11 protein-coding genes are annotated in these 11,197 nt (G+C 32.6%); 4 read left to right on the top strand and 7 right to left on the bottom strand.

Annotated features, from left to right (window positions below):
- Positions 1-277: 277 nt before the first annotated feature.
- Positions 278-1,336, top strand: a complete 1,059-nt coding sequence (locus tag CW751_RS13400) for an Omp28-related outer membrane protein (RefSeq protein WP_101335534.1) — start codon at positions 278-280, stop codon at positions 1,334-1,336.
- Between the two features lie 386 nt (positions 1,337-1,722).
- Here CW751_RS13400 and CW751_RS13395 read toward each other — a convergent pair whose 3' ends face one another.
- The 4 genes from CW751_RS13395 to CW751_RS13380 form a co-directional block, all read right to left on the bottom strand.
- Positions 1,723-3,114 carry an NAD(P)-binding domain-containing protein gene (locus CW751_RS13395; RefSeq protein WP_101335533.1) on the bottom strand — a complete coding sequence of 464 codons (1,392 nt, stop codon included), beginning with the start codon at positions 3,112-3,114 and terminating at the stop codon, positions 1,723-1,725.
- Between the two features lie 452 nt (positions 3,115-3,566).
- Positions 3,567-4,247, bottom strand: coding sequence for a SanA/YdcF family protein (locus tag CW751_RS13390; RefSeq protein WP_240612583.1), 681 nt, complete (start codon positions 4,245-4,247; stop codon positions 3,567-3,569).
- A gap of 115 nt (positions 4,248-4,362) precedes the next feature.
- Complete coding sequence (locus tag CW751_RS13385) at positions 4,363-5,370, bottom strand: glycosyltransferase family 2 protein (RefSeq protein WP_101335532.1); 1,008 nt, start codon at positions 5,368-5,370, stop codon at positions 4,363-4,365.
- A 9-nt stretch (positions 5,371-5,379) separates the two neighbouring features.
- The gene (locus CW751_RS13380) at positions 5,380-6,846 is read right to left on the bottom strand and encodes an AsmA family protein (protein WP_101335531.1); all 1,467 of its coding nucleotides are present in this window, start codon (positions 6,844-6,846) and stop codon (positions 5,380-5,382) included.
- A gap of 168 nt (positions 6,847-7,014) precedes the next feature.
- Here CW751_RS13380 and CW751_RS13375 point away from each other — a divergent pair, with 168 nt between their 5' ends.
- On the top strand, positions 7,015-7,716 hold the full coding sequence (locus CW751_RS13375) for a pseudouridine synthase (RefSeq protein WP_101335530.1): 702 nt from the start codon (positions 7,015-7,017) through the stop codon (positions 7,714-7,716).
- Between the two features lie 38 nt (positions 7,717-7,754).
- Here the strand turns inward: CW751_RS13375 and CW751_RS13370 are convergent, their stop codons facing one another.
- From CW751_RS13370 to CW751_RS13360, 3 genes are all read right to left on the bottom strand, one after another.
- A complete protein-coding gene (locus CW751_RS13370; protein WP_101335529.1) occupies positions 7,755-8,195 on the bottom strand; it encodes a hypothetical protein in 441 nt (146 codons plus the stop codon).
- Positions 8,196-8,286: 91 nt separating this feature from the next.
- A complete protein-coding gene (locus CW751_RS13365) occupies positions 8,287-8,916 on the bottom strand; it encodes an SOS response-associated peptidase (RefSeq protein ID WP_101335528.1) in 630 nt (209 codons plus the stop codon).
- A complete protein-coding gene (locus tag CW751_RS13360) occupies positions 8,916-9,581 on the bottom strand; it encodes a transglutaminase-like domain-containing protein (protein ID WP_101335527.1) in 666 nt (221 codons plus the stop codon). The genes CW751_RS13365 and CW751_RS13360 overlap by 1 nt, the downstream gene beginning before the upstream one ends.
- Before the next feature lie 156 nt (positions 9,582-9,737).
- On the opposite strand from CW751_RS13360, the gene CW751_RS13355 reads away from it, so the two are divergent.
- Positions 9,738-10,373, top strand: coding sequence for a Tll0287-like domain-containing protein (locus CW751_RS13355; RefSeq protein WP_101335526.1), 636 nt, complete (start codon positions 9,738-9,740; stop codon positions 10,371-10,373).
- A gap of 137 nt (positions 10,374-10,510) precedes the next feature.
- Positions 10,511-11,194 carry an aspartate/glutamate racemase family protein gene (locus tag CW751_RS13350; RefSeq protein WP_101335525.1) on the top strand — a complete coding sequence of 228 codons (684 nt, stop codon included), beginning with the start codon at positions 10,511-10,513 and terminating at the stop codon, positions 11,192-11,194.
- Positions 11,195-11,197 lie beyond the last annotated feature (3 nt).

The following is an 11,197-nucleotide window of genomic DNA, read 5'->3' as shown; positions in this document are numbered from 1 at the left end:
CTATATATAAGGTATAAATTATAAAATCAGTTTAAAATTAGATATAGATCTTTTAATTAGTTATAGGGTTTAGTTCTTTTAGATAAAACAACTTTAATTCAAACTTAGACCATAGATAAATGTTATAAAATTCTTTAGGATTTACATATGAAACTTGCTTGTAATATGTGCAAAAACAAATTTAAATAGCTGTATTACAATAAACTAAACCTAAAATAATCGCCTAAAAAGGATAATCGTAAAAAAATTTATGTAACTTTAATAAAAATTAATTATTATGAAACAAATTTACTTTTCAGCCCTTTTAATGGCGCTATCAATTTCAGGTTACAGTCAAACAGTAACTGAACAACAAACAGCCTTAGTGGTAAAAAAAACTGCTACTTGGTGCAATCCATGTGGAACTTGGGGATGGGATTTATTCACAGACATTTGGGATCAGGTAGGAGATGAAACTGCTATTTTAGAGATGCATAATAGCTCTAGCAGTGGTTTATATTCATCAGATGCAAATGCTTTTTATGGATTACACGAACAAGAAAGTAGCACACCTGTGTTCTATGTAAATACAATCAATGAAGTTGCTTACTCTAGCGGAGGTATCTACCCCAGTACAACTAAAACAAATGTAATAAACGCCGTGAATGCTACTAACGCCCAATCACCTGTAGTAAACTCTGGATTCATTCATAGTATTTCAGGCACAACTATTGACATAAGTACAAAAGTTAAGTTTTTTGAAAATACTGCTGGTGAGTATTATTTAGGAGTCTATATAACGGAGGATGACGTTCAAGCTAATCAAAGTGGGATTTCAGGGACAGCAACTCATAAACGCATCATGCGCGCATCTGTTACTGCAAATATCTATGGGTCTTTAATCACAAACGGAGCTGTTTCCATGGGGGATGAATTTACCGAATCTTTTTCTTTTGACTTAGATGCAAGTTGGAATACTGACAAGATTAAAATCTTTACTGTTATTTGGAAAAAGAATGGTAGTGATTACACGTATGTAAACGCTCATCAAACCAAAGGTTTTCTTTCTAATGAAAAATATAGCAAAGAAGAAATAAACACTAAATTGTACCCGAACGTGTCTAGTGGTGATCAAGATATTTTCTTGGAAGTTAAGGGGGCTATGAATGAATACGTAACTATCGAAGTATTTAATCAAGTAGGTAAGAAAATTAACTCCGTTTTTAATGGAAAATTAGATAGCAATAAAGACACTTTTAAAATTAATAATTCCCAATCATTGTCTAAAGGAATTTACTTTGTAAATATTACCTCTGGTCAACGAATCAATAAGACTTTAAAAATGATTGTTAGATAGATTGTATTTTTATGTAAAGTTTAAGAATATTAACATCTGTAAGTCAGTATTTTAACTGTATTTCCTGTAAAATTTGAGAAACCCATTTTTGGGTATTTGTGTATTTGTAAGATTTTGATTTAATTTTGATCTATTCGTCGTTACAAGCCCCGCGAAATATACATATATTACCTTAGGTCTTGTGCCTAGAATAGATTTAAAATTAAATGCATGAACCGAGCCTGCGAGCTCAACGACTAAAGGAGTTAATAATCCGGGATAAATACTATATTCATGATTAGAAATACACGCTCAGAAGATGGCCATTAAAAGCACCGATAAGGAAAGAAAATAAAAAGCCCTGACAAAGTCAGGGCTTATAAAATTGTATGGTCTACAGATGATATTTATAAACTCGTAGAGTTCATTTTCACATCGTCAGATTCTTCCTCCTCTGGTTCAAACAGATAACGTTCTTTACTATCATCCATTTCATCCATCCACTCGGTATGGTGTTCAGCTGCCATAGTTCCAGTAACTACACTTCGGTACGTCTTATCTCTGTATGTTAAGATATTTTCCTCCTTATCATTCAGCCATTCCTTGAACATTTCTGCTACTTTATCGATATTGAAATCTGGGTAATCTGAAAGTTTAATGATATCCCTAATATAATCTGATTGAAAATCTACGTGATCGTGACCATCTTTTAGCGATTCGTTACGTTGCAACCAAACATTGATATCTCCTCTTCTTGTACGTTTATCTGGCAATTCAAACTTACCTAGCATATAGTCTCTCGCTAACCATGCTTGTGTATCGAACATATTAAATGTGTAATACTGGTCTTGCATTCCTAAATAAATCAATTGTGGCAAATCATTAAAGAATATACCTTTGTATAGATTATCCGGGTACAAATTATTTTTAGTTTTCAAACGCATTTCGTCTGGTAGAAACGGAAATTTATGTTGATAACCAGTACACATTATAACTGCATCAAAGCGTTTTGTTCTACCATCTTTAAAATGAGCGATATCCTCTTCGAAATGAGTTACAAGTGGCATTTCTTCAATTCCATCTGGCCATTTTACGCCAATTGGATTCGTACGGTAACTTAAAGTAACCGATTTTGCACCATGTTTATGACATTGTACACCGATATCTTCAGCAGAGTAACTACTTCCAATTAGTAATAATTCTTGATCTTTAAATTGATCTGCACCTCTAAAGTCATGTGCATGAATTACGTTTCCAGGAAAGTTTTCAATCCCTTTAAAATAAGGCATATTTGGTGTTGAAAAATGTCCTGAAGCTACGACAAGGTAGTCAAATTCTTCTGAATACGTTTTATCGTTTTTTAAATCATCTAAAACAAGGGTAAACTTCTTTGTTTTTTCATCAAAACTAACCCATCTAGCGGTAGTGTCAAAACGAATGTAATCTCTAACATTGTCTCTTTTAATTCTACCTTGAATATAATCAAATAAAACTGGGCGTGGCGGATAAGATGAAATTGGTTTTTCAAAATGTTCATCAAAAGAATAATCAGAAAACTCTAAACATTCTTTTGGTCCATTTGACCATAAATATTTATACATACTCCCGTGAATAGGTTCTCCATACTTACCAACACCTGTTCGCCAAGAATAGTTCCACATTCCTCCCCAATTACTTTGTTTTTCGAAACAAACAATTTCTGGAATTTCTTCTCCTTTTTTTCTAGCAGATTCAAATGCTCTTAGTTGTGCTAAACCACTCGGTCCTGCACCAATGATACCTATACGTTTTTTACTCATGTTATATGTGTGTTTTGTGTATTTTAGAACTTACGCTCTAAAAAATTGCATTAATAAATAACTTTTAATCAAAACTATGCGAAACGCAATAGAAAAAATCATTTTACTGATTTTTGTTATTGGAAACGGGGATATCTGTAAATAGATAGGTTTCCAATGTTTTTTTTCAAACCTGTGCAAACATAATGATTTTTTAGTGTTTTTCCTAATTTCAGACAGACTTACAATGGTTTGTTAGCTAAATGACGAATCTTAGGGTTCTACAAAAAATAGGATGTGTTCTTATTGCGCCCTGGCGTAGCAAAAAATCTTACTGAACTGAAACACACATGCTTTCGATTTTAAAGAGCGACAAAGAGAGCTCCTTTAAAACGTTAAAGCATGTAGTAGTTGCAGAAAGTAAATTGGATGCGAAGACAGATATAGGCGCCCAAAAAATCTTAACCTGTTAATTAGTCGAGATGATTCAAATCTATTTGTTCTCCCAAAAACTTTGGTTCAACTCCAATTAGTATATCTATTACGGCTTTTGATCGCGCGAAATACTCTCGTACTCGAGTCTTAAAGCCATATCTTTGAGAAACATCTTTTGCATTGAAACCAACAACATCAATATCATAATGTTGCGCTAAATATATTGCACGTTCATTGTGAAACTTTTGAGAGATGACGGTAAATTTTTTTAATCCAAAGACGCATTTTGCTCTGACTACCGAATCTAAAGTCCGAAAACCAGCGAAATCAAGTACAATTTTATCTTCAGGAATCCCCATTTCTATTAACGCTTTCTTAAACATATCTGGCTCATTGTAAGCTTTAGAACTGTTATCTCCACTCACTAAAACCAAGTCAATTTTATTATTTTTAAACAACGCAACAACAGCTTTTATTCGATAATCGAAATAGAGATTTATTCCACCACCTCTCCTATATTTAGCTGTTCCCAGCACTACTCCTACTCTATTATATGGTATGACCTCAACGTTTTGGAAAGTTCGATTTTCTGCTGATTGGGCGACACGAATATTTGCAAACAACATAAATCCAATTAAAAAAAGTAGACCAATTACTACGAGTAAACTAATTTTTTTTAGGCTCAATTTTCGATTCTTATTTCGTAAAGATATTTTCAAAATTTTGAAGTTTAAGGCATTTTAATTCTATTTCTTATCGTCAACAATCAATACATTCAAAAGTACAGTTATCAATGTAATTTATGAAAGTAAAAATTAATAAATCTTTATTGTTTCAGCAGAAATGATATATGTCTTGGGTCTTGATATTTGCACGAGTTTGAGCTACAGTCTCCAAAAACTCTTTCCCCTCTCTATTGGCAACGGTTCCAATTACTTGACTACCTTCCCACAGGTGGGTATCAAATACATTTAGAATTAATTGACCGTAGATATGCTTTCCAATTTTTGTTTCATTGTTTGAAATCCAAATAAATTGAATGTTGTTTTCAAGCAGATGCTTTGCTAATTTTTTTCCGCGGTATCCTGTTCCAATAATCGTTATTTTCTTATCGTTATCTTTATGGATTAGGTTAAAGTAATACCATTTAATTGCTGTAAAAGTGTATTCTTGATAAGTCTCACTCACCCTTGAAGTTCGCGTATCATAATCTCTCCAATCATGCAAAATTTCATTGGTTGGTGCGATTTTAAACTTAGCTGCATACATTCGAAAAGCTAAATCATAATCTTCTGGATATCGATTTTCGTTGAATGCATTAATCTTCTCTAAATCTGGTCTTGAAAGCATCCAACAAGGTGAAGGGATAACACATTCCTTAAAAATATCCATAAAATTAGTGCCATTTTTTGTATGCTCATTTAACCATTTCTCATAATTAATGAATCCTGATTTTAAACGATTTTCGGCGAAGTATTTTACACCACCAACAGCGACATAATCACTTCCAAAATGTAATAAGTTATTCAGTAATACTTCAATTTTATTTTTTCTCATTATATCGTCAGCATCCATTCTTGTAATATAACTACCTTTTGATTCGTTGAAGGCAGTTCGCAATGCATGAATAATTCCGTTTCCTTTGTTTTTGAAATAACGAAATCGATTGTCTTTCTGAGTAAAAACAGCAACTTTTTGCGCTGTTTCATCTGTTGAATGATCATCTACAATAATGGCTTCCCAATGGGGATAAGATTGGTTTTCTACAGAATGTAAACATGCACTTATAAATGCAGATTCATTTTTTGCTGGAATAAGGATAGAAACTTTATGTTGTTGCACTTTTAAATATTATAATAGGGTGTTTTTTAAACCTTCGAGAACAAAATACCATGAAAAATGCCACATAGATCGGGTTTTATCTCTTTCGAAGCCTTCAATTTTACTTTCTTTTTCAATGGGTGGATTTAAAAGTTTGCTGGCGATAAACGACACTACTTTTCGTTCTTCTCCTTTTTTATTGTAGACATCAACTTCAATATTTTGTGATTTAATTTTGAGGCTACCATCTGCTGTTCCTTGCGCTGACATGTGTACTTTAAGTTCCTTTATGAGTCCATTCAACTCAGCATTTACTTCTGGTCGCAACATACTGTTAACAGAACTAGTTTCAATGTTTGTTGCATGAATATCCAAAACAAAGGTTTCGACATGCGCAAATTGATTATAGGAATAATCTACACCTATTAATGAATTATCACTTAAAGAGAAGGTTCCACTTAGAATGGCATTTTGATTTTTCTCTGGAATATTATGGATATGTGATAGCTTAGCATTTACGTTTTTTAAGTCAATTTTACTGATTGGCGCTTTATCACCTGTCATTGCATAAGATATCTTTGAATTCCTAGCGATTAAGGCATTGGCATCGATTTTAAAGTTTAATTTTTGAATCATTTGCCCATACGTTGGTTTAATTTTACTGTAGGGTGGAATGTGCTTATTTCTAAAAACATTTAGATCAAAAGAATCAACATTAATTTCATTTAGACTGATTAAGGACAAAGCATTTTGGTTTAAATCCAAATGAAGACTGTCAAGCACCATACCGTGTGCTACTAAATCAACGTGATCCTTTTGCTCAGGGATATAATTGATGTAGTTTTCTTTGGAATATCTTGTAAAGACTTTGAAAGTGTCGATATTTAAAACATTATCATTATAGTCAATCTGATGCCCTGCGATATCTTGTAGAACACCTGCTTTTTGTCTGAAATAACCAATATGAAGTGTTTTTAATTGCTCAAACTTAATATCTTTTATATCATTTAATTCAAGTTGAACCTGGATTTCTTTTGCATGGGTTAAAGTATCACTGTTCTTCTTTTTACTTTGTAATCTATAAAAATCAAGACCTTTAAGATCGACTGTTCGGAGCGCAAATTCACGCTGATTTTTTCGAGAATCGGACTGTATTGAATCTGAACTATTATTCAAACTATCCAATGCTGATTGATATAATACTACATGTGCACTTTTAAGTGTCGAGTTTTGAATAACGATTGTGTCAGAAGTTATGAGTTTCCATAGCCCAATCGACAATTTAACGGATTCTACCTTTGCATCAACAACTTCATTTTTGAATGAAAGATTTTTAAAAGATAAATTACCCCCAAAAGTCATTTTAAACTCTTCATAAGTTAAGTTTTTTTGAACTTTCAATTTCTTTTCAATAAAATACTCGACTCCAAATACTCCGGTAATGCCAAGTGCAAAAATGATTAATAAAGAAATTACAATTGTTTTGAATGCTTTCATATGTATATTTCAGCTAAAGATAAATATTTATTTTTTAGGTAATGAAGAAATCAATAAATAGAATACCTGGGCAGTATATTCTTCTTAGTTCCTATTATTAATTAACAGTACAAACTACCAGATTTCTGTCACACCTAAGCCAGATTATTTTTTAATTTTACAGTTGAAATGGATTTGCCTTTGGAAGTAATTTACGAAGATGATTTTTTAGTGGTCATCAATAAACCTGCAGGACTGCTAGTACATCGTACGAAAATTGCGAAGGACGCAAAAGTGTTTGCCATGCAGAAATTACGTGATCAGGTTGGCTATGAAGTTACGCCTATTCACAGATTAGATAGAAAAACATCTGGAGTTTTGCTTTTTGCTAAACAAAAAGATTTTGTTGCACCTTTTCAGCTCATGCTTCAATCTATTCAAACACAAAAGAGATATTTAGCTATTGTTCGCGGATTTTTCCCTGAAAAAATTATCGTTAACCATCCATTAATGAAAGAAAATGGAAAAATACAAGAGGCTATCACTCAATTTAGGCTAATCCAAAAAGTTGAAATTCCTTTAGCTTCAGGTAAATTTGAAACCTCGCGTTACTCTTTAATAGAAGCGTTTCCACAAACAGGAAGAATGCATCAAATACGGAAACACTTAAATCATTTACGACATCCCATTATTGGTGACCGACCACATGGCTGTAATAAGCAAAATGCATTGTTCTTAAAAACTTTCGGATTAACACAGATGCTTTTACATTCCACATCCATTTCTTTTGCGCATCCTTTTTATGGATCGCACATCAAAATATCTGCAAATCTTCCTAACCATTTCAAAGAAATACATGCTGCACTTAAATTTGATTATAGTCTAAAATAAATGTAACCATCTGGATTTAAACGCATTTACTTTTTTACTTAATCTCTTACTCCTACCTCTCTTGGTGCTTTATTTTTATAGAATTGCAGCATGATAAAAACAACTATAATTGAAGAAGTTAAGCTTTGTATAAATAAAGCTACTGTTAATCCCACATGACTATTCGCTGAAATAACAGAATCAATGTAGTTTTCTAACGGTGGTTCAAGTATAGAGAAATAAGTTAATAAACCAATTGCGCCTAAAAACGAAGCGATGAAAACTGTGGCAATTCCTGCAAACAACCTTTGTAAATAGTTTTTACCAATTGAAACTGCGTGTCTTATCGTATTATTTAAGATGGCTATTATAAAAATATAATTTACCAGGCGTAGAAAAATATTGTCTGCCCAGCCTAACAAATCTAGAATTAAGAAATAGAGACCTAATATCAAAAAAAGAATTATTCCGTTGCGAATTGCTTTCGTACCTTGTAACATTAGTTTTCGTTTTTAATTAGTTAATATGTTTTAAGATATAATAAAAACACAGATAACCAACTAAAGTTCAAGGGTTCAACGTTTATTTTTGTTAAAACAAATTTAATTGTCCATCGCTTTCAATGCATTTGGTTGCTAAATTGTGATTCAATTCGATGTTTCCTTGGAGCAACCAATTTTTGGCTTTTTGTATATCCATAATAAGTGGCATTCGTTTTTTAATATTGTGAATTTCAGCCATAATGGCATTGGCTTGCGTAGTCAACAAGGTAAAAGATTCAATTTTTTGTTCATTACCTGGATCAACCCAAGTACTATGCAGTCCAGCAAGTCCAAAAACACTTTCATTTTCAATTTTAATATGGTATTTTTCCTTTCGTTTGCCTTTGCTATCGAGCCATTTCCATTCATAAAAGCCAGTTACAGGCAGAATACACCTTTGATCGGTAATATTTTTAAAAGACGGGACTTCAGCAATCGTTTCTAGCTTTGCATTCAAGGTATGTTTTTGAATGTCTTTTGACTTCGCCCAATGCGGGACTAATCCCCAGTTTGCGAAATGAAATATTTCTGGTTGATTGTGTTTAAGAATAGGCAAAAGCGGAAAATCAAAGCCATTCACTAAAGATTGAACTTTATACAAAGTTGGTGAGTTAAATTGGGCATTAAATTGATCTGACAACTCTTTTACGCTTGCCTTTTGTTGCACGGAATAGCACATTATTTACTTTTTAAATGAAAAAATGAAAAGTCAGGTGAATTATATACTTCTTCAAATAGATGCGGATAATATTTTTCCATTTCTGAGTTCATCAACCCTACAGGCACGTCATCAAACTCACCGTAAAAATGCGTGTACTCCATAAACTTTTTATTGCCTTGATAAGCCTGAAATAAAGCATCATTTTCTCCATCCCACTCCAAGGGCTCAACACCAGCAATTTTGCAAATAAGCGGATCAAAAGCTGGAGTAGCTTTCACCCAACTATCTTCAAGGTAAGCAGAAACATATCCGTGAAAAACAATCTCTTCACGGCGTAAAATCTTGGTTAATTTTTCTACTCCAATGTGATTAATGACAATTCCATACCCCAATTTTGAAGGAATTCCTAAAGCTCTTAAGCCTGTTGCCAATACAATTGATTTTTCGACACACCAAGCTCTTTTTTTCTGTAAAATCGTACTTGATTTTAGACCACTTGGACGTAAATCTAAATGATAAGGTGTATAAACAAATCCATTTCTTACCTTGTAATACAAAGCAATGGCTTGTTTTTTCTTGCTTAATGAAGTATCAATATCAGCGATTAATTCTTGGGTACTTGGAGCGTTAACTTCCAAAATTGACGTTGATCTTAGATATTGTTCTTGTTCTTTTTGGGTCATATTTCAAAATTACAAAAAATCAATTACCAAAATTATTGTTTTATGAATTAGTCCTCTTGAACCTCGCATTTTTAAAACCTTGTTATTCCATGTGACTTTTGTTTCATTTGTTCTAAATCATTACATTTATATTTGAAAAAACTAAAACCCTTTAAGATGAAAAAACTGACATTGTTATTTATTCCATTTCTATTTGCTGCATGTTCAGAGAATCAAATCAATGATGAAGAATCACAAAAAAATAATACTGCAGACTCTTTAGCAAAAGTAAAGCAAGAAGTGCAAAAAGAAGAAATTAAGAAGTATGAAGACCTTGGATTCAAATATGCCACTACCACAAAAGCTACGCTAGGTAAAAATTTAATGGGTGCAATTTCATCGGGGGGAACTGAGCATGCTTTGTCATTTTGTAATGTACAAGCGATTCCATTAACAGATAGTATGAGTCGCGAACACAATGCAACGATTTCAAGAGTAAGTGACAAACCTCGAAATCAGAATAACGCTGCCAATGCTAAAGAATTGGAAGAAATTGAGTTTTACAAAACACAGATTGCTGAAGGGAAATCAGGAAAGGAAATACAACCCCATGTAGAAATAAAAGAAAATAAAGTTCATTTCTACTACCCGATTATCACCAATGAAATGTGTTTACAATGTCACGGAACAAAAAATGAAGAAGTAAAACCTGCAACTTTAGCTATGCTCTCAGAAATGTATCCTGAGGATCAAGCAACAGGTTATAAAACCAATGAAGTAAGAGGAATTTGGAGTATTGTTTTTGAGAAGTAATTTTAATTCTTGGTTAAAAGAATAAGGTAAATCTTGCGAGAAACTTTAAGATAAAATCTTGGAGAAACCACAAATTAAAATCTTGAAGAATCCACAAGATAAAATCTTGCGGTAGCGTTAATTAAAAAGATAAACAAATGAAAAAACTAGGTTTAATTGGTGGGACATCATATCATTCGACAATAGATTATTACAGAATGATCAATGAGAAAGTTGGAGAGGAAATTGGAAAAGACCAAAATCCTGTTCTACTGCTTCATAGTCTTAACATTGCTTTGATGCGTTCTGGTGATGCAGAAAAAATCAAGAACGAATACCTTAAAATTTCAAAGGAATTAATTTCAATTGGTGCTGAGGGAATTTTAATTTGTGCCAATACACCACACATGGTCTATGATTTCGTTCAACCCAAGATTGAGGTTCCAATTTTACATATTGGAAAAGCAATTGGTGATTATGCAATAAAGAATAACTTTAACAATCTTGCACTATTTGGAACCAAACCTACAGTAAAGAAAAAATTTCTTGAAAATTACCTGAAAGACAATTATCCGCTCGAAATTACTCTGCCAGATGAAGAAAACATTGACAAAGTACACCATTATATTTCCAAAGAATTAACCCAAGGTGTTTTTTCAAAAGAAGCGAAATCTTACTTTTTAGAACAAATGAAAGTTTTACAAGCTAAAGGTGCAGATGCAATGATTTTGGGTTGTACAGAACTACCAATGTTGATCAAACAAGACGAAACAGACTTCAAGTTAATTGATACTACAGGTCTGCATGTAGATTTGGCTGTGGATTTTATACTTGATGATTAAAGA

It is taken from the genome of Brumimicrobium salinarum, from assembly GCF_002844555.1.
GTDB lineage: Bacteria > Bacteroidota > Bacteroidia > Flavobacteriales_D > Crocinitomicaceae > Brumimicrobium > Brumimicrobium salinarum.
This window is presented reverse-complemented; position numbering and strand designations above follow the sequence as displayed.

Coding starts and splice junctions, on each gene's coding strand:
- CW751_RS13400 (WP_101335534.1), top strand. CDS start 278: ATGAAACAAATTTACTTTTCAGCCCTTTTAATGGCGCTATCAATTTCA.
- CW751_RS13375 (WP_101335530.1), top strand. CDS start 7,015: ATGGATTTGCCTTTGGAAGTAATTTACGAAGATGATTTTTTAGTGGTC.
- CW751_RS13355 (WP_101335526.1), top strand. CDS start 9,738: ATGAAAAAACTGACATTGTTATTTATTCCATTTCTATTTGCTGCATGT.
- CW751_RS13365 (WP_101335528.1), bottom strand. CDS start 8,916: ATGTGCTATTCCGTGCAACAAAAGGCAAGCGTAAAAGAGTTGTCAGAT.
- CW751_RS13350 (WP_101335525.1), top strand. CDS start 10,511: ATGAAAAAACTAGGTTTAATTGGTGGGACATCATATCATTCGACAATA.
- CW751_RS13370 (WP_101335529.1), bottom strand. CDS start 8,195: ATGTTACAAGGTACGAAAGCAATTCGCAACGGAATAATTCTTTTTTTG.
- CW751_RS13380 (WP_101335531.1), bottom strand. CDS start 6,846: ATGAAAGCATTCAAAACAATTGTAATTTCTTTATTAATCATTTTTGCA.
- CW751_RS13360 (WP_101335527.1), bottom strand. CDS start 9,581: ATGACCCAAAAAGAACAAGAACAATATCTAAGATCAACGTCAATTTTG.
- CW751_RS13395 (WP_101335533.1), bottom strand. CDS start 3,114: ATGAGTAAAAAACGTATAGGTATCATTGGTGCAGGACCGAGTGGTTTA.